General features: G+C 69.1%; 20 protein-coding genes and 1 pseudogene. 11 read left to right on the forward strand and 10 right to left on the reverse strand.

Annotation, left to right across the window (positions count from 1 at the left end):
* Window positions 1–220: 220 nt before the first annotated feature.
* The 3 genes and pseudogenes from ACFWMR_RS37480 to ACFWMR_RS37490 all read left to right on the forward strand — a co-directional run.
* Window positions 221–1,171, forward strand: coding sequence for an ArsR/SmtB family transcription factor (locus tag ACFWMR_RS37480; RefSeq protein ID WP_378381829.1), 951 nt, complete (start codon window positions 221–223; stop codon window positions 1,169–1,171).
* A gap of 143 nt (window positions 1,172–1,314) precedes the next feature.
* The gene (locus ACFWMR_RS37485; RefSeq protein WP_378381830.1) at window positions 1,315–1,914 is read left to right on the forward strand and encodes a TetR/AcrR family transcriptional regulator; all 600 of its coding nucleotides are present in this window, start codon (window positions 1,315–1,317) and stop codon (window positions 1,912–1,914) included.
* Window positions 1,915–2,110: 196 nt separating this feature from the next.
* Window positions 2,111–2,278 (forward strand): annotated as a pseudogene (locus ACFWMR_RS37490) (muconolactone Delta-isomerase family protein); the annotation flags it as partial.
* On the opposite strand, the gene ACFWMR_RS37495 reads toward ACFWMR_RS37490, so the two are convergent.
* A complete protein-coding gene (locus ACFWMR_RS37495) occupies window positions 2,238–3,560 on the reverse strand; it encodes a UDP-glucose dehydrogenase family protein (RefSeq protein ID WP_378381831.1) in 1,323 nt (440 codons plus the stop codon). The pseudogene ACFWMR_RS37490 and the gene ACFWMR_RS37495 overlap by 41 nt on opposite strands.
* Window positions 3,561–3,614: 54 nt before the next feature.
* Window positions 3,615–4,583, reverse strand: a complete 969-nt coding sequence (locus ACFWMR_RS37500) for an NAD-dependent epimerase/dehydratase family protein (RefSeq protein ID WP_378279960.1) — start codon at window positions 4,581–4,583, stop codon at window positions 3,615–3,617.
* Window positions 4,584–5,087: 504 nt separating this feature from the next.
* Here ACFWMR_RS37500 and ACFWMR_RS37505 point away from each other — a divergent pair.
* Window positions 5,088–5,546, forward strand: a complete 459-nt coding sequence (locus tag ACFWMR_RS37505) for a GNAT family N-acetyltransferase (RefSeq protein ID WP_378381832.1) — start codon at window positions 5,088–5,090, stop codon at window positions 5,544–5,546.
* A 78-nt stretch (window positions 5,547–5,624) separates the two neighbouring features.
* On the opposite strand, the gene ACFWMR_RS37510 is transcribed toward ACFWMR_RS37505, so the two are convergent.
* Window positions 5,625–7,139 (reverse strand): carboxylesterase/lipase family protein, encoded by a 1,515-nt coding sequence (locus ACFWMR_RS37510; RefSeq protein ID WP_378381833.1) that lies wholly within the window; start codon window positions 7,137–7,139, stop codon window positions 5,625–5,627.
* Window positions 7,140–7,234: 95 nt separating this feature from the next.
* On the opposite strand from ACFWMR_RS37510, the gene ACFWMR_RS37515 reads away from it, so the two are divergent.
* Window positions 7,235–7,834, forward strand: coding sequence for a TetR/AcrR family transcriptional regulator (locus ACFWMR_RS37515; RefSeq protein ID WP_378381834.1), 600 nt, complete (start codon window positions 7,235–7,237; stop codon window positions 7,832–7,834).
* A 48-nt stretch (window positions 7,835–7,882) separates the two neighbouring features.
* On the opposite strand, the gene ACFWMR_RS37520 is transcribed toward ACFWMR_RS37515, so the two are convergent.
* Genes ACFWMR_RS37520 through ACFWMR_RS37530 form a run of 3 tightly spaced genes read right to left on the reverse strand, consistent with a single transcriptional unit; the run spans window position 7,883 to window position 9,860 of the window.
* Entirely contained in the window at window positions 7,883–8,956 is a 1,074-nt protein-coding gene (locus ACFWMR_RS37520; protein ID WP_378381835.1) for an MAB_1171c family putative transporter, read from the reverse strand.
* The gene (locus tag ACFWMR_RS37525) at window positions 8,953–9,435 is read right to left on the reverse strand and encodes an ImmA/IrrE family metallo-endopeptidase (protein WP_093937351.1); all 483 of its coding nucleotides are present in this window, start codon (window positions 9,433–9,435) and stop codon (window positions 8,953–8,955) included. The genes ACFWMR_RS37520 and ACFWMR_RS37525 overlap by 4 nt, the downstream gene beginning before the upstream one ends.
* 2 nt (window positions 9,436–9,437) lie before the next feature.
* Complete coding sequence (locus ACFWMR_RS37530) at window positions 9,438–9,860, reverse strand: XRE family transcriptional regulator (protein WP_378381836.1); 423 nt, start codon at window positions 9,858–9,860, stop codon at window positions 9,438–9,440.
* A gap of 156 nt (window positions 9,861–10,016) precedes the next feature.
* Here ACFWMR_RS37530 and ACFWMR_RS37535 point away from each other — a divergent pair, with 156 nt between their 5' ends.
* Complete coding sequence (locus ACFWMR_RS37535) at window positions 10,017–10,283, forward strand: hypothetical protein (protein ID WP_093937353.1); 267 nt, start codon at window positions 10,017–10,019, stop codon at window positions 10,281–10,283.
* A 38-nt stretch (window positions 10,284–10,321) separates the two neighbouring features.
* Window positions 10,322–10,612, forward strand: coding sequence for a hypothetical protein (locus ACFWMR_RS37540; protein WP_378381837.1), 291 nt, complete (start codon window positions 10,322–10,324; stop codon window positions 10,610–10,612).
* Window positions 10,613–10,687: 75 nt separating this feature from the next.
* Here ACFWMR_RS37540 and ACFWMR_RS37545 read toward each other — a convergent pair whose 3' ends face one another.
* The 4 genes from ACFWMR_RS37545 to ACFWMR_RS37560 all read right to left on the reverse strand — a co-directional run bounded on the left by ACFWMR_RS37545 (window position 10,688) and on the right by ACFWMR_RS37560 (window position 13,677).
* Window positions 10,688–11,650, reverse strand: a complete 963-nt coding sequence (locus tag ACFWMR_RS37545; RefSeq protein WP_378381838.1) for a YncE family protein — start codon at window positions 11,648–11,650, stop codon at window positions 10,688–10,690.
* Window positions 11,651–11,757: 107 nt separating this feature from the next.
* A complete protein-coding gene (locus tag ACFWMR_RS37550) occupies window positions 11,758–12,402 on the reverse strand; it encodes a glycosyltransferase (RefSeq protein ID WP_378381839.1) in 645 nt (214 codons plus the stop codon).
* Window positions 12,308–13,018: a hypothetical protein gene (locus ACFWMR_RS37555; protein WP_378381840.1), complete on the reverse strand. Its 711-nt coding sequence runs from the start codon at window positions 13,016–13,018 to the stop codon at window positions 12,308–12,310. Before ACFWMR_RS37555 ends, ACFWMR_RS37550 begins: the two co-directional genes overlap by 95 nt.
* Complete coding sequence (locus ACFWMR_RS37560) at window positions 13,015–13,677, reverse strand: TetR/AcrR family transcriptional regulator (RefSeq protein WP_378381841.1); 663 nt, start codon at window positions 13,675–13,677, stop codon at window positions 13,015–13,017. The genes ACFWMR_RS37555 and ACFWMR_RS37560 overlap by 4 nt, the downstream gene beginning before the upstream one ends.
* A 68-nt stretch (window positions 13,678–13,745) precedes the next feature.
* Here ACFWMR_RS37560 and ACFWMR_RS37565 point away from each other — a divergent pair, with 68 nt between their 5' ends.
* The 4 genes from ACFWMR_RS37565 (at window position 13,746) to ACFWMR_RS37580 (ending at window position 17,377) form a co-directional block, all read left to right on the forward strand.
* Window positions 13,746–15,284: a PucR family transcriptional regulator gene (locus ACFWMR_RS37565; protein ID WP_378381842.1), complete on the forward strand. Its 1,539-nt coding sequence runs from the start codon at window positions 13,746–13,748 to the stop codon at window positions 15,282–15,284.
* Window positions 15,285–15,393: 109 nt separating this feature from the next.
* Window positions 15,394–16,656 carry an NAD(P)/FAD-dependent oxidoreductase gene (locus ACFWMR_RS37570; protein ID WP_378381843.1) on the forward strand — a complete coding sequence of 421 codons (1,263 nt, stop codon included), beginning with the start codon at window positions 15,394–15,396 and terminating at the stop codon, window positions 16,654–16,656.
* 5 nt (window positions 16,657–16,661) lie between these two features.
* Window positions 16,662–16,829, forward strand: coding sequence for a hypothetical protein (locus tag ACFWMR_RS37575; protein ID WP_167406328.1), 168 nt, complete (start codon window positions 16,662–16,664; stop codon window positions 16,827–16,829).
* Between the two features lie 89 nt (window positions 16,830–16,918).
* Window positions 16,919–17,377 carry a GreA/GreB family elongation factor gene (locus tag ACFWMR_RS37580; protein WP_378381844.1) on the forward strand — a complete coding sequence of 153 codons (459 nt, stop codon included), beginning with the start codon at window positions 16,919–16,921 and terminating at the stop codon, window positions 17,375–17,377.
* Window positions 17,378–17,472 lie beyond the last annotated feature (95 nt).

Raw genomic sequence — 17,472 nt, forward strand, 5'->3', positions numbered from 1 at the left:
CGTACCGGTCACGTCAGGTGACAGACGAGGCGACGGGGGAGTATTCGGGACGGTTAACGTCCGTAATCCTCCCCCGTCAACCACTGGCCTCCAGAACAAGCCCCACCCCGGCGCCGAGACGCACCAGGTCACCCGGGCGAAGGGGTCACGTGTTCCCCAGAAAGCCCTTCACGTTCCCCTTCGATGTGATAAATGAATGACGACTCCGGGGGGAGGCGTCATGCTTCGTATTCACTTCACCGACCACGACCTGGCGCGCGTCCGTATCGCGGCCGCGCCGGATCCGCTGTGGGAAACCGTCCTGGCCATGCAGAAACTCGCGCTCGACGGCATTCCCGCTTTCGCCCGCTGGCGGCGCCGCGTACGTGAAGAACTCCGGGAGCGCGACGCCCGGACCGCGGTGCGTTTCCTCCAGGCGATCGCGCCGCCGGCCAGGTACTTCCCGGACTTCCTCACCCCCGCCGAGTCCGCGGGCGGACTGAAGGCGGGGCTGGCGGCACTCCGTGGGACGCCGTCGGATCGACTCGGGCGCGAAGTCGGACTGATGGCGCAGCACCACCGTCTCCCCAAGTGGATCCATGGGCTGGCGGAGGGTGCGGCGCTCGATCAGGTCGCCGAGGCGCTCAAGATCGCCCACGACACACTGGTCGCTCCACAATGGACAACCGTGCGAACCCAGGTCGACACCGACCGGGCCTTGCGTTCACGCCTCGCCGGCGAAAGCGGGACCTTCGGCCTGCTCGACTCACTCCGACCGGCTTTCCGCTGGGAGGCACCGATCCTGACCGCGCGCTACCCCATCGACCGCGATCTCCACCTCCGGGGGCGCGGGATCCGGCTCGTCCCGTCCTACTTCTGCTGGGACACTCCGGTCGCCCTCGCCGACGACGACCTTCCGCCGGTCGTCGTCTTCCCGGTGTCCCACGAGCACGAACCCGCGCCGCTGCCGAAACACCTGGCCACCTTGCTCGGCCGGACCCGCGCCGCCGTCCTGTACGCGGTGGCGGGCTGCCCCAGCAGCGGCGAACTCGCCGACCGGCTGGGCATTTCGGCGGCCGCGGTTTCCCGCCACACCACCGTGCTCCGCGACGCCGGACTCATCACCAGCCGACGCCACCGAGCCGTGGTGCTGCACAACCTCACGCCGGTCGGCTCCGCGCTGCTGGGCTGATGTCGCCACCAGTCGGCCGAGCTTGCAGGCGAAAAATGTATCGGCAAGTGCGATCCCGATCTCCGACACTTTGTACTTGCCGGTACATTTTGTCGGCTATACCTTGAGGGGCGGACAGCAGTCCCGACCCGGAAGAAGTCCCGATGCTCACGAAAAAGGGTGCCGCGACCCGCCAGCGGATCATCGATGCCGCCGCCGACGAGATCCGCGATCGCGGCGTGGGAGCGGCGACCCTCGACGACATCGGGCGCCGGAGCGGAACGGGCAAGAGCCAGCTCTTCCACTACTTCCCGGAGGGTAAGGAACAGCTGCTGATGGCCGTCGCCGAATGGGAGGCCGGTCAGGTGATCGAGGACCAGCAGCCGTATCTCGGGCAGCTGACCTCGTGGGAGGCATGGCGCCAATGGCGTGACGTCGTGGTCGAGCGATACCGGCGGCAGGGCGTGCACTGCCCGCTCGGGGTGCTGATCACCGAGATCGGCAGGCACACGCCGGCCGCGCAGGCGGTGACCAGGCAACTGCTGGAGCGGTGGCAACGTCAGGTCCAGGTCGGTATCGAGGACATGCGGGAGAGCGGTTCGATCAGCCGGGACATCGACCCGGTCCGCGCCTCGGCCGCCTTGATCGCCGCGATCCAGGGCGGCGTGACCATCCTCATGTCCACCGGATCCGCGGATCATCTGGAAGCGGCGCTGGACCTGTGCTTGGACTACTTGCGCGTCGGTGCGCCCTCGTACAGCTGAAGCTGCGGGTCAACAGGCAAACGACGGTCGTGCCGGACGGGAAGAGCTCCGCGGCGAGGTAGTGCTTCATCCAACTCGAAGACCTCTTCGCCGGTTCGCTCGGTGGACGCCCCTAGGGTGCTATTGATAAGCGCTGTTTATCAATCACGGCGAATCAAGTCTTTGTCTTCGATGATTTCCCTTCCTACCGTGAAGAAAATGGCCGCAGCTGTGGCGGATCGCCGGTGAGTACGCGAACTTCTCGATCCTCGACGTCGCCGACCACGACGAGCTGCACACGCTGCTGTCCGGCCTGCCGTTGTTCCCGTACATGGACATCGAGGTCACCCCGCTGGCGGCGCACCCGTCCAAGATCGCGGTTTGAGCGATCGGCCGATGCCGTGGCAGACGAGGCCCGCGCTGCCGAGCTTCTCCGGGTCGAGATGGTTGCGGGTGTCCAGCACGACAGTGCCGTCGAGGAACTTGGCCATCCGTACCCAGTCCAGCGCACGGAACTGCGGCCAGTCGGTGAGGAGCACGAGCGCCTCGGCGTTCTCCGCGACCTGATAGGGGTCGTCCATCACGGTGATGCCGTCGACCTCGGTTCCGCCTGCCACCGTGGGATCACAGGCCAGGAGTTCGGCGCCTCTGGCGGCCAGCAGTTCCGCGACGGCGAGCGCCGGCGAGCCCCGGAGGTCGTTCGTCCCCGCCTTGAAGGTCAGGCCGAGCAGTCCGACGCGGGCGCCGACGAGCGAACCACCGAACGCCGTGGCCAGTTTCGTGACGACCCGTTCTCGCTGCTGGGCGTTGCTCTCGATGGTGGCCTGCAGCAACGGGAAGGAGAAGCCGACGGTGTCGGCCATCCGCAGCATCGCGTCACTGTCCTTGGGCAGGCAGGAACCACCCCAACCCGGCCCCGGTCTCAGGTAGGAGCGGCCGATCCTGGGGTCGCGTCCGACGGCGTCCAGTACCTCGTCGACGTCCGCGTCGAAGTGCTCGCACAATTCCGCGACCGCGTTGACGAAGGACAGTTTCATGGCGAGGAAACAGTTCGCGACGTACTTCACCAGCTCGGCACTCGCCGCGTCGGTGACCAGGACCGGCGCCCTCAGCCGGGAGTACAGGCCGGCGACACGCGCTCCCGCCTCCGGTACGTCGGCGCCCACTACGATCCGGTCCGGTTTGAGGAAGTCGGTGACCGCGCTGCCCTCCCGAAGGAACTCCGGATTGCTCACCACGGCGACGTCCGGACGGTCGAGCAGCCCGGCGATGCGCACCGAGGTTCCCACCGGGACGGTGGATTTGTTCACCACCACGCAGCCGACAGGCAGCGTGTCCCGGATCCGCGCCACCGTCGACTCCGTCGCGCGCAAGTCCGCACCACCGTCGGCGCCCTTCGGCGTCGGCAGGCACAGGAACAGGAACTCCGCGCCGGCCACCGCGGCATCACCCTCCACGGTGAACTCGAGTCGCCCGCTGACCTGCCCGTCGCGCACCAGGTCGGCCAGGCCGGGCTCCAGCATCGGAATCCGCCCCGCCCGCAACCGGTCGATCTTCTCGACGTCGATGTCCACGCACAGCACCTGATGCCCCAGGGAGGCGAGACACGCACCGGTCGTGAGCCCCACATAGCCGGTACCGATCACGACGATCCGCCGTTCTGCCACCGATCCACCCCCAAGTCTCTCGATCGTCGGTTCCGGCTCGCCTGGACCGACGGGTCAACGTCTCAGTGCTTCCCGTTCCCGGGCGAAGAAGGCGATCGTCTTGCGCAGGCCGGCCCGCAACTCCGTGCGCGGCCACCAGCCCAGTTCGCGTTCGGCGAGTTCGATGACCGGTTTGCGCCGCCGCGGATCGTCGATCATCGTGGGCACGAACTTCAGCGAGGACGCGGAGCCGGTCAGTTCCTTGATCAGGGTCGCCACCTGGCGTACGGACAACTCCACCGGATTGCCGACGTTCACCGGGCCGAGGTGGACGCGTTCGAGCATCCGGACGAGTGCGTCCACCGTGTCCTCGACGTAGCACAGTGACCGGGTCTGCTCCCCCGATCCGTGGATGGTGAGCGGCTCGCCCGCGAGCGCCTGCATGATCAGGTTCGGCACGAGCCTGCCGTCGTCGGAACGCATCCCGGGTCCGTAAGTGTTGAAGATCCGGACTATCCCGCAGTTCGTGCCGTATTCCCTGGCGAAGGCCGCGCACGCGGCTTCCCCGAAACGCTTGCTCTCGTCGTAGACGGCGCGCGGGCCGATCGGATTGACGTTGCCCCAGTACTCCTCCGTCTGCGGATGGGTCAGCGGGTCGCCATAGACCTCGCTGGTCGAGGCCTGCACCAGCCGCGCTCCGGCGGCGCGGGCCAGTTCCAGCAACGCGAGCGTGCCCGCCGAACCGGTCCGGAGGGTCTCGATGGGCGCGCTCAGGTAGTCCGGCGGGCTCGCCGGGGAGGCCAGGTTGACGATCGCGTCGAGCGGATCGGTGATCGCGAGACCGTCCACTATGTCGGCCTCGACGAACTCGAATCGCCCCGTTTCCGCGAATCCGTCGAGGTTCCGCGGCCGCCCGGTGCTGAGGTTGTCCACGCACAGCACGGAGTGGCCGTCGGCGAGCAGGCGCGCGCACAGGTGACCACCGACGAAACCGGCGCCACCCGCGACGAGAATCCGCCGAGGCCGCCCCTCTCTGCCGGTCATGAACGCTCCCTTCCGACAAGGTCCGCGAAGCGGATTCCAGTGCGGTGTCCCCGCCTGCCGTCCGGCAGGAGTTCACGGCCAGGCCCTGCTTTCAGGATCTACCTGACGAAGAAGACAAAGCACACGCCGAAGACATCGCCGTGATCCAGGCTCACCGTTTCGTCGGCGCCCACACCTTCTCGCAAAATGCGAATGAGTTCGCTCAATGTGAGAACGTCTGGTCCATGGTGACAGCGGGACAGGGTGGCCGCGATCGTGGTCGGCCAGGTCGGGAGTGCCGTCGTTGCTCACCGTGGAGACAGCGACGCCTTCGGGGGCCTGGCAGGGGTTCGGGTGTCGTGTCCTGCCGACCCACTGGATCCGGCATCCTCCACGCTCGGCGGCAGCACGTCCCGAGCGCCACGCTCGAGACGATGAGCGTCCCAAGCGTGGCGCTCGGGACACCGCTCACCCACCCGATAACTCGGGTGCAGGCGGGCCTCGCCGTCGGCTACGGTCGCGGCCATGACCGCGGAGGAGTTCGTGCCGGCCGGGTTCGTCCCACCGGCCTCGCTCGTCACCGACCAGTTCCACCTCGAACCGCTGGGACCGCGGCACAACGAGGCAGACCATGCCGCCTGGACGTCGAGCATCGAGCACATTCGCGCCACCCCCGGCTATCCCGACGGAAACTGGCCACCGCGCGACGGCATGACCCTCGAAGAGAATCTCGTCGATCTACGCCGACACGCCGAGGACTTCGTTCACCGCAAGGGTTTCACCTTCACCGTGCTGAGCCCGGAAGACGGTGACGTCATCGGTTGCGTCTACCTGTATCCCCCGGAGTCCGAAGGGTCGGATGTCACGGTGCAGTCCTGGGTGCGGGCCGACAAAGCCGACCTGGACACCGCGCTCGCCGACGCCGTCGCACGCTGGCTGGCCGCCGTTTGGCCGTGGAGGCGCTTGGATCGCTGCGGTCGCTAGGCGCTGTCCTACCCGGCGACTGAGCAGCCCGATCACCCAGCGCCGACACGAAGTCGCCGTCGCTCGCGGCGGTCTCCGTCAGTTCCAGAGCCGGGCCGCGCGGCTGACTTGGGCATCGAACGGGGCGGGGTCATGACCTTCCCAAATCTGGCGGGACGCCTCTTCGGGGTAGGGCAGCGTCTTCGACTCGGTGTCCAGGACGCGGGTGAGGTGCCCGCCGGGCCGGTGGGCGGACCAGCCCGCGTCGCCGCTGGTGACGAAGCGGACCCATGTCTCCTGGAGTTCGCGGGAGACCGCGACGGCCTCGGGAGTGGGCTCCTCTCCGATGAGCTGGGTGCCGACGGGGCTGTCCAGCGTGCCGAAAGCCAGTGGCACGTCGAGGCTGTGGCAGGCGCCCAGGATGCCGCCGAGGGCCGGGGAAACCCAGCACAGTTCGAACAGATAGGAGGTGCCGCCGGCGACGGCGTTCGCCTCGGCCAGCTTCTGTGAGGGCATGCGGAAGAGGGCGTCGGAGTACACCGTCTCCACCAGCTCCTCCGGGCCTGCCTGCGGGAACGCGGCACGGTAGGCCCGCGCGCCGTCCGGCTGCGGGGCGTGCAGTTCCAGGGCCGCGTGGGCGTCTTCCTCGGTGAAGGTGCCGTACCGCCCGCTCACGACGCTGAAGTACCGGAATTCGTCCCGCGTGTGGCCGACGAGCAGTTCGGTCCCGCTCGCGCGCGCACCGGCGAGCGCGGGCCAGGGCGTTTCCGGGAGGACCTCCCCGTCGACGACGGGGCACAGCGCGGTGCCGGTCTCCGTGAGGCGTCCCCAGCTCTCCCGGTGCGCGTGGAGGCCGGCGTTGAAAGAGGTGAGCTCGGCGGCCAGGTGCCATGGGTCGATGTCGCGCAGGGCCTCGGCGGTGGGGGCCGCGCCGAGCCGGTCCGCGAACGCGGCGGTGACCTGCCGTGCCAGCCCGGGGGTGCTGTGCAGCCCCGGCACCGAATGGGCGATGGCCCGCCGGAACAGGCCTCGCGCGGACTTCATCGTCAGCAGGGCGGCGACCGAGCCCGCCCCGGCGGACACACCGCCCACGGTGACCCGGCCGGGATCGCCTCCGAAGGCGGCGATGTTGCGCTGCACCCACTCCAGCGCCGCGATCTGGTCGAGGAATCCGCGGTTGGGCGGCACGTCGTCGAGGAACGCGAATCCCTCCGCGCCCACGCGGCAGTTGATGGTCACCACGACGACTCCCGCCTCGGCCAGCGCTGCCGGGTCGTACATCGGGTCGCTCGACGCCGCCGAGAGATAGCCGCCCACGGGGATCCACACCAGCACCGGCAGGCCCGCCGCGCCGGGATCCGGAGTGCCGACGTTGAGCGTCAGCCAGTCGGTGCCCTGCGGGGACACGTCGATCGGCAGGGACAGCGGCACCACGGGCCCGAACTCGACCGCCTGCCTCGTCCCCTCCCAGCGGTGCGGCGGCACGGGCGCGGCGAAGCGGAGCGCTCCGACCGGGGGCTGAGCGTAGGGGATGCCGCGGAACACCGCGTGCCCCTGCCGCCAGCGCCCTTCCACAACGCCTTCCGTGGTCCGTACCGCTGGCTGTTCGGACATGACGGTTCCTTCCCTCGAGTGGGTCCCAGGGTTATGGGTCAGGTGTATTATGTCAACTGTATTGGAACAGTCTCGTGGCACGAGGGAGGACGGCGATGCCGAAACAGGTGGATCACCGCGGACGCCGCGAAGCGATCGCCCGCGCGCTGTGGCGGGTGGTGGAGCAGCGCGGCGTCACACAGCTGACGATGCGCGTAGTGGCGCAGGAGGCGGGCATGTCACTCGGGCAGCTGCAGCACTACTTCGCCTCCCGGACCGACATGCTCTCCTTCGCCATGGATTTCGCGGCCGAGCTGACCTCGGCGCGCGTACACCAGGGGCTCGAAAAGCTCGGCGACCGTCCGCATCCCCGTGACGTGCTGCGACTGACGCTCGCGGAAATGCTCCCGCTGCATGCCGACGCCCGCGCGACCAGCCGGATGAGCGCCGCCTACGTGCTGGAGGCGCTGCACGACGAGGCCGTGCACGAGCAGGCGCGCCACGGCCTCGTCCAAGGGCGGGCTCACGTCGAGCAGCTGGTCCGCCAGGCGATCACCGACGGGCACATCGACTCCGGCCACGACCCGGCGACCGAGACCAACCTGCTCCTCGCGCTCACCGGCCTCACGTCCCTGATCGAACTCGACGTGATCGAGCCCCAGGACGCGCTCGCCGCGATCGACGCGCATCTGGACCGGCTGTTCAGGAGTACATGACCTCCTTCGGACGCTTCACCGGTCTGGTCCGCATTCGGTTGCCCCCACTCACGCGACTTCCGCGACCGCGCGTTCCCGTACCTCCCGTACGACGACGGAATGCTTGAACGCGGACGACACCGCGCTCAGCCAGGCACTTTCCTCCCGCATGCCGGGGTGCGCGTCGCGGTGGGGCCGATGTGGCCAGGTGCGGCCCGCCTCGCGCATCACCAACGCGGCCGCCAGTTCGGCGGCGGCGCGCGTGGGTTCGTCGACCGGGGTGCGCAGCCACTCTCCAAGGTGCGGTGGGACATGCGCACGCAACGCCAGCAGTCCGTCGCGGATCTCGATCACCCTGCGGTACAACGTGAACTCCAGGTCGTGGCGCACGGGCAGGGCGATCTGCGGCTGGGCGGCGACGAGTTCCTTCCACAGTGGAGTCACCGCCCGGATCCCTTTCCACGCGCGGGCAAGCCGAAGAGCGCCGTCCCAAGTGGTGAACAGTCCACCGAGGACCCACAGCACCATCGCGCAGAGTCCGAGAAGGCGGGCGCGCGGCAGGAAGTCCAGGTCCGCGAGGTCGGTGATCTCCAGCCACAGCGAGGGAAGCCCGGAGAACAACACCCAGCCGATGGTCGCGACGGCGGCGCAGACGAGGATCCGCAGACCGGTCCGGAACGTCCCCCGTGGACGGCCCGCCGCGCTGCGGGCCAGCGTGCGGATGAACATGACCAGGCAAGTGACGGCGTACGCCGTGAGGATCACCTGATAAGCGACGATGCTCCAGCGCCACTGGAATCCGGAGGTGCCCGCCTCCAGCCGATGTGGGGCGAAGTCCAGGTAACACAGGACCATCAGGATCCAGCACACCGCGATCGGCCAGAACGCCGTCGGCTTCTCCGGGGACCGCGTACTGCGGACAAGCTGCACCAGCGCGCGCATCGCGAGCAGTTGCAGCGCGTTGGTGACCAGCCGCGGGAGCAGGTCGTCGCCGAGCAGGCGGACCGTGCCCTCGGCCGAGATCGCGAGGGCCGCCGCCATGCTGAGGAAGAACGTGACGAGGTGCTTCGGTCCGGTGCGGACCGTCATCAGCCGGGTGAGGCCGATCAGCGCCAGCAGCGCGGCGGACAGGTAGCTGATCATGAACCGAGGGCGTGGCGCAGCCGATCGGATCCGGGGCCGGCGCTCACGGCGCGGCGCATGAGCAACGACGCGACGAGTTCGGCCTCCTTTTCCTGCTCCTGCGCGTAAGTCGTGCGGCCGAGGACGCGCCGGACCAGATCCACCGAAAGGCTGGGGGTGATCATCGCGGCCACCGTCTCCGGCAGCACCTCGCCTTCGACGTGCCCGCACAGCAGATGACCGAGTTCGTGCAGCAGGATGTGCCGCTGGTGCAACGGAGACGTGTCCCGCGTGTAGAAGACGTAATCCGCTCGATCGGTCGCCGCGAGCACGCCGCACGGCGCTCCGGGCCGCGCGTCGAGCGCCACCAGCTCGATGGGCCGTCCCCGCATCGCCGCGACCTCGGCGAACAACGTGGTGACGTCGAACGGATCCGGTAGCCGCACAGCGGACGCGATCCGCTCGCATCTGCGCCAGAGCGCACTCTTCCTGCCAAGCATGACTACTCCCCCTGCTCCCGCTTGGACTCGCGCCGACTGATCGCCTCGACGATGTCGGCCACGGTCCCGAGCCCCTCCTCGGACAGCGTCACTGCGCGCAACGCCAGGTTGCGCACCGCGTTGTTCCGCAACGCTCCCAGCAACTCGATCTCTTCGGCAAGAGCTCTCCCCTGTTCGTCGTCGAAGAAGTACGCGGGCGGCACCTGGAAGAACGCCGCGAGCGCTTCGAGGTGCCGCTTGGTCGGGTTGTCCCTGCGACCTGTCCGCAGTTGCCAGAGGTAGGCGGCGGAGAACGACTCGCCGGTGCTCTCCCGGCAGGCCCGCGCCACCTCCTCGTGACTGTGCTGCTCACCGTTGGGCCGCCGGACCACCTGGAAGAGGCGGTCGATCCGGCTCGTGAGCGTGGTCTCCCGTGGTTCGGCCACCTTCTCCTCCGTAAACTGAGATGAATGAGTCCACGTTGTCCGTTCATCTGAGATTGACAACCGCGAACACGCTCCCCTAACGTCTCCCACGTTAGCTGAGATGAATGACCATGGGGAGTCGGTCGATTCTGGCTGACGCCCAGGAGGGGAGCTCTCATGAAGAAGTTGCTGGCCGCGGTCGCACTGTCGCTGGGCGCGCTGACCATGTCGGCGACGCCGGCCTTCGCGGTGGAGACCGGGGATTTCTACGCCACCGGCATCGGCCCGGGCCCGGGGGACGCCGTCACGTCGGCGGAAAAGGTCGCTCGCCTGTACGCCCGCAACACGGGCTGGCAGGACTCGCAGTGCTACGTCCGAGGTTCGGACATCCGGTCGCACTTCAGCTACTACAGCGCGACCGTCTGGCTCTGGTGCCACCGCTGACAGTCGTTTCGTCCACCGAAAACCAGGAGGGGTAAAGCATGACCAGAACGATCGCCCGTGGTGCGGGGGCCGTGGCCCTCGCGGGGCTCATGGCACTCGCGCCGACGGTGGCGAACGCCGAACCGAGCATCCAGGAGAGTCGCGCGTTCCTCGGGACGACGATCGAGAAGACCTCGGCGTCGGCCAAGCGAACGGCGCTGCAGCAGGCCTACGACCATGCCGCGGCATACGGGTACACGCCCGAGCAGTGCGTGACCGTCCACCTCTACTCGGTGAAGATCAGCTTCGTGATGTACCGGGGTGAAGCCGGGATCAACTGCACGAAGTAGGCCGGTGCTCCACAGATGACAAAGCCCGGGGTGACGACAGGTCGTCACCCCGGGCCGAATCGAAGATCCCGAAGCTCAGCTCCGCAGATCGATGTACGCCAAGGCCGCCTGCCCGGCGAGCACCACGTACGCGTGCGTGCCGTCCTGGGTGACTGCCGTGCCGTACGGGTAGGCACCCGCGGGCAGCTTCCGCGTCAGCGTGTTCGTGTTCGTGTCGAATTCGGCGAGCGTGCCCTGCGTCGTGTCGCTTGCCCGGCTACCCGCATAGACCCGGCTTCCGTCCGGGCTGATCGTGAGCAGATAGCCGTTCTGCAGACCCGGAACTCGCGTGACGACCTCGTGGGCGACCAGGTCGATCACGACCAGCGCGTTGCCGCCGTTCTGGTAGGCACGCGTTCCGTCCGGGGAAAGCACGACGTCTCCGCCTGAACCGCTCTTCACCGCGTCCACCACGGTGTTCGTCGTGGTGTCGATCGCGGTCAGTTCGCCGGACTCGGTCGCCGCCCAGACCTTCGTGCCGTCCGGCGCAGTGGCGAGCGCGTGGGCCGTGGTTTCGAGCTTGACGGCGGCGACCTCGGTGTCCGTGGTGGTGTCGAGGACATGGACGGCTTCCCGTCCGACGACGTACACGCGGCTGCCGTCCCGCGAAATGGTGAGCGACGTCGGATAGTCGCCGCCGAACGCGGAGGCGACCATGGTCTCCGACGCCGTGTCGATCACCGAGACGGCGTTCGCATAGGCGTTGGCGACATACGCCTTGGACCCGTCCGGTGTGAACGCGACTTCGAACGGCCCTCGCTGGACCGCGATCGTGTTCGTGACCTTGTTGGTCGCGGTGTCGACGACGGTCACGGACGCGTCCGGCGGGCTGGTGACGTAGGCCTTCTTGCCGTCCGGGCTGAGCGCGACGGCTTCCGGATACTTTCCGGTCGGGATCAAGACGGTCGGATCGGCCGCGTTCGCGACACCGGTGGACACGCCGAGCAGGACGGCGGTGACACCGGCGACGACGGCACGCCGCGTCGAAGTACGGAACATAGTCGGAAGAACTCCTTTTCCAGGCACGGCGAAGCCGCGCCACCCCAGTTGACGAACCGGAACCTATCGGACGGAGCGGACAGTCCGCCGTTCGCCCTCTCCACTTGTCAAAGCGAAGTCCGGCGTTTCCCCGGCGTCGGATCTTCCAGAGTGCGCAGAACCGGGATCACCGCGTCGTCGGTGGCGAGTGCTTCGGCGACCCGGACGGCGTTGTCCCGGTGGCGAGGCGCGCCGACGGCTTGAGTGAGGCGCTCGGCGAGCCGCGGACCATCGGCTCGTTTGGCGGGAAGAACGGCCGGAGCGGTTCCGAGAGCGACCAGGCGGCGAGCCCAGAACGGTTGGTCGTGCGCATGCGGGACGGGGACCGACGGGACGCCCGCGCGCAGGGTCGCGGCGGTGGTGCCCGCCCCGGCGTGGTGGACCACCGCGGCCACTCTGGTGAAGAGCCAGTCGTGCGGGACGTGGTCGACGGTGAGCACGTCCCGCACGGCGGTGTCGACCCGGAGGTCGGCCCACCCTCGTTGCACGACGGCACGGTGCCCGGTGATGGCCAGCGCTTCGGCGACCGCGGAGCCGAGACGTGCGGTGTGGTCGGTGGTCATGCTGCCGAAACCGATGAACACCGGTGGTGGTCCCGAAGCGAGGAAGTCGACGAGTTCATCCTGCGGTTGCCAGTCCGGCGTGGTGATCGGCCACCAGTAACCGACGACCTCGGCGCCCGGGCGCCAGTCGTGCGGGCGAGGCTGCACCACGGGACTGAACCCGTGCAGTACGGGCAATTCCTTCGATCCGTGCCGCAGCCTGCTCGCTGTCCTCGGGCGGCAGGCCGAGGGTCCGCCGGACCTCGTGGACCACCGGGGCGTACAACCGCGTGGCAAAGCGACCGGCGAGCGTGCTGACCGTCCGGTTGAGCAACGGCCCCAGGTCGGCGGCCACGATCGGAGAAAACTCGCGGGTGGGCAACGCGGGCTGCAACGGCAGCACTACCAACGGCACCCCGTGGGCCTCGGCGATCGGCCTGGCGAGCGACAGCGTCGGGATCGTCGCGGCCACGACATCGGCGTCAGCGGCGGCGGCGATCAAGGCGGGAAGCTGGCGGCGGGCCTGCTCGGCGCCCAGCTCGACCAGAGCCCGCAACCCGCGCATTCCACCCGCGTTCGCGCGACGGCCGTGCTCGGTCGTCTCGATCGGTTCCGGATCTTCGGGCAGAACGGCGAGCCCTATCCCGGCGTCGAGGGCGAGCCGCGCGAAGCGGCCTGTCGCGGCAAGGGTGACCCGAACACCGTGCTGCTGCAACTTCTTGCCGAGGCCGGCGTATGGCGCGTGGTCGCCGTGGCTTCCGGTGGTGATGATCAGCAGCCGGGTCATGGCCTTCTCCGGCAGGCGTGCTCGGCGAAGTCGGCCAACTCGCGGCCGTATGCCTCGGGATCGAAGGCCGGATCGCGAGCCCAGCGGGACGCGGCGGCGTCGACCGCGCCGCGCAACGCCGTGGCCACCGCGTCCGCATCGAGCGACGAGCGGAAATCACCGTTCGCGATTCCCCTGCGCAACAACGGGACGAGGTCGAGCACCGCCAGCTCGGCACGTTCCTCGTCGCTACGGCCGGGGTCGTCCAGCCAGTGCCGCATCACTTCGTCGAGCCGCCGCCCCTCCGGGCTGCGATAGCCGCTCGACAGCTCCACCAGCGCCATCGCCTCGGTCCGGTGCGCTGCCGTGAAGGCGAGGTTCGCCACCAGATAGGCCCGCAGCCTGGCATCCGCACTGTCACCCGCCTCCCGGACGGCGGCGGTGACGGCGGCGGCGCCCCGCTGGTAGATGTCCAGCACCAAAGCGCCGACCAACGCGTCCTTGTCCGGGAAGTGATAGAGGATGCCGCCCTTGCTGCTGCCGATCGCCTTGCCGATGCGCACCAGTGAGGCGTTGACATAGCCGACGTCGACGATCACCTGTGCGGCCCCGTCGAGGATCTGCCTGCGGCGGGCCCGCTCGATGAAAGTCGGACCACTCGGTCTTTTTTCCGACTGCATGGTCCGAATATTTAGCGCGCCCTCGTCACGATCGGCAACGCACGACGCGAATGGAGTAAGAACGAGCCATGGTGACGCTGGATCGGCTCGTGAACGTCCTCGGCGGATACGGGGCGAGGTTGTGCTGCTGCCCGGTCTCCCGCGAGGTCGCGCTCCGCGACGTGGTGATGCACGACGCCGCCGACCCGCGTGACCTGCGCGGAGACGTCTTCCTCGCCGTCGGGACGGACTCGATCGCCACGGCCGTCGACCTGGCCGTGGCCGCGCGGGCGTCGGTCGTCCTGGTCCGCGGATCGCAGCCGCCGGATCAGGAGGCGACCGAGCGAGCGGAGACCGGCGGTGTCGCGGTGTTGCTGGTGGAGCCGGATGTGTCCTGGGGCCAGCTCGCCGGAGTGGTCTACGGGCTGGTGCTGGAAGGCCGGGAGACCGAGTCGGGCCGTGGGCCGACCGACCTGTTCGCGCTGGCCGACAGCCTGGCGGACGCGCTCGGGAGCGCGGTGACCATCGAGGACCGGCTCTCCCGGGTGCTGGCCTACTCCAGCCGTCAGCATCAGGCCGACCGGGCGCGGCTGGAGACGATCCTGGGCAGGCGCGTTCCCGAGCCGGTCCGCGAACTGTTCGAGCACCGGGGTGTGTTCGGGCATCTCGCGGAGTCGGACGAACCGTTGTTCGTCGAGGCCGATCCCGAACACGGGCTCACCGGGCGCATGGTCGTCGCGGTCCGGGCGGGCCGGGAGGCCTTGGGCTCGATCTGGGTGGAATGCGACCAGCCGTTGTCCGACGTCCGGCGTGCGGTGCTGCGGGACAGTTCGCGCACGGTCGGCCTGCACCTGTTGCGGTCCCGGGCGAGCGCGGATCTGGAACGGCAGGTCGAATCCGATCTGGTGATCCGCCTGCTGGAAGGCACGCCGGACGCGGCGGCCGTGCTCAGCAGGCTCGGTCTGCCGCCCGGCCGGTTCCGGGTGATCGCGCTGCAGGCCCACATCGGCGACGAGCGCCATGCCGCGCTCCTGCTCGCGTTCGAACGGGCGACGACCGGTTTCGGCTGGTCACGACCGGGCCGCAGCACTTTGTTCAGCAACACCGTCTACACCGTCCTGCCCGGGGACGACGTGGCGGCGGCCAGGGCGTGGGTCGGTTCGATCCGCGAAGCCCTGCCCAGGCAGGTGACGATGCTGGCCGGGATCGGGTCGGGCGCGGTGTCCGCGGAGCTGCCGGCCAGCAGGCGGGAGGCCGACGAGTGTCTCGCGTTGCACGACGTCCGGCCCACCACGAAGTCCGCGATCGCCTACGACGAGGCATGGGACGACATCCTGGTGCAACGGCTGCGGGCCGCCGCGGCGTCCGGCCGGGCACCGGCCCGGGGACCGATCACCGAATTGCGGCGGCACGACAGCGCGAACGCCACCAGCTACGTCGCGACGCTGCGCGCCTGGCTGGAGGCGCAAGGGGACCTCTCGGAAGCCGCCGAGCGCCTGGACGTCCACCCCAACACGATCCGCTACCGGCTGCGGAAGATGGCCGAAGTGACCGAACTCCGGCTCGACCAGCCCGCGAAACGGCTGGCGATGATCATCGAACTGGCGGTCTCCGATCCGGCCCCTTGACCGTTCCGGCCAAAACCGCCTGCCCTGATTGTCGGATCCGGACAATCATCGCCGTCCGATTCCGAGCCATCCTGACCGCGACAGCACCACTCGTGCAGCGGAGGAATTCATGGGCGATCTCGACCGGATCGACGGCGTCCCACGTTCGGCGATCGTGATCGGCGCCGGCGTGGTCGGCCTGTCGACCGCGTGGTTCTTGCAGGAACGCGGGGTCGGCGTCACGGTGGTGGACCGCGAGGGCATCGCGGCCGGTGCGTCGTGGGGCAACGCCGGCTGGCTCTCCCCCGGGCTCGCGATCCCGCTCAACGAGCCCGGCGTCCTGCGCTACGGCCTGCGGACACTGCTGGACCGGCAAGCCCCGCTGCACGTCCCGCCGTCGCCAGACCCGCGACTGTGGTCGTTCCTGGCCCGGTTCGCCGCGAACTGCACCGGCCGATCGTGGACGCGCGCCGTCGAGGCGAACGCGCCGCTGAACGAAGAATGCCTCGAAGCCTTCGACGTCCTCACCGCGAACGGCGTCGACGCGCCGACCATCGAAGCCCCGATCACGGCGGCGTTCGAGACCGCCGGGCACGCCGCGGGCCTGATCACGGAACTGCGGCGCATCGGCGAGGCAGGGCAGGACATCTCCTACACCCGGCTCACCGGCGCCGAGCTCGCGGAGCGGTTCCCCCAGGCCACCGGGAGGCTCGGCGCCGGTGTCCGGATCGATGGACAGCGCTACGTGGATCCCGGCCGGTTCGTCGAGTCGCTGGCGCGGGCGGTGGTCAGCCGGGGCGGGACGATCCGGCACCGGTTCGAGGTCGCGTCGCTGCGCGCGCACCGCCACGCGATCAGCGTGCGCTCGACTTCGGGCCAGACGGTGAACGCCAACGCGGTCGTACTCGCGACCGGTGCCTGGCTGGGAGACCTGGGACGGAAGTGGGGTGTCAAGGTCCCCGTGCGCGCCGGTCGCGGCTACTCCTTCACCGTGCCGACCGACGACCCGGTGCCCGGACCGCTTTACCTGCCGGATATCCGCGTGGCGTGCACGCCGTACCGGGGCGGCCTCCGGGTGGCCGGGACGATGGAGTTCCGGAAGCCGGACGCGCCACTGGATCCGGCGCGGATCGCCGCGATCATCGATTCGGCACGGCCGTACCTCACCGGGCTGGACTGGGAGGGGCGCACCGACGAATGGGTCGGCTCCCGCCCGGTCAGCACCGACGGGCGCCACGTGATCGGCGCGACGAGCACTCCCGGCCTCTACGTCGCGGGCGGGCACGGGATGTGGGGACTGACCCACGGGCCGGTCACCGGACGGCTCCTGGCCGAGCACATCACCACCGGCAAGCAGCCCGAGGCCCTGCGACCCTTCGACCCCCTCCGCTGATCGGGATGACGATGCCACCGGAAGAAGAGAGCACACAGTCCGAAGTGGACCGGCTCCGCGCCGAGAACGCCTTGCTGCGCACCGAGAAGGCCCTTCTGCTGAAGGCCGCCATCGGATTCGCAACCGACGCGGGCGCTTTCCCGCGTCCGCCCCGAAAACCAGAGACCCGCTGACGACGCGGGACTCACCGAAGGTCTGTGAGGGTCGGGTCTTTCCGCGCCCGGCCCTCACAGACGTCATCCATCGAAAGGCGATCATCACCATGACCATCGTCTCGTCAGGCCCTTGGCTCACCCCGGAGACTCACGCGCGCCTGGTGCGAGAGCTCGCGGCGTTACGGCGCCCCGCCGCCGACGACCGGGACGGCGACGACGAAATCACGCTCACCATCCACCGGCAGGCCCGGATCCGGCAGATCGAAGACGTGCTGCGCGGGGCCGTTGTCGGGCAGGATCCCCCCGACGACGGGATCGCCGAGCCCGGCATGGTGCTCACCGTCGAGTACGACGACGGCGACACCGAGACCTTCCTGCTCGGCACGCGCGACGAAGCAGGCCATGGCGTTCTTGAGGTCTACTCCCCCGATTCGCCGATCGGCCGCGCGCTGCACGGCGCGAAACCGGGTGAGCGGCGGGAATACCGTGTGCCGAGCGGCGACGCGGTCCGCGTCACCCTTGTCGGAGCGGAGCCTTACGGGCGGCATCGAGGAACCCCTCACTGATCCGAGCAGTCGACACAGCACATACGAGGCAGGCAGGCAGGCAGGCAGGCCAGTGTCGCGAAAGCCACTTTCGGGACGTCTGACGTCCCGAAAGT

The sequence above is a fragment of the Amycolatopsis thailandensis genome (assembly GCF_042723255.1).
Classification (GTDB): domain Bacteria; phylum Actinomycetota; class Actinomycetes; order Mycobacteriales; family Pseudonocardiaceae; genus Amycolatopsis; species Amycolatopsis thailandensis.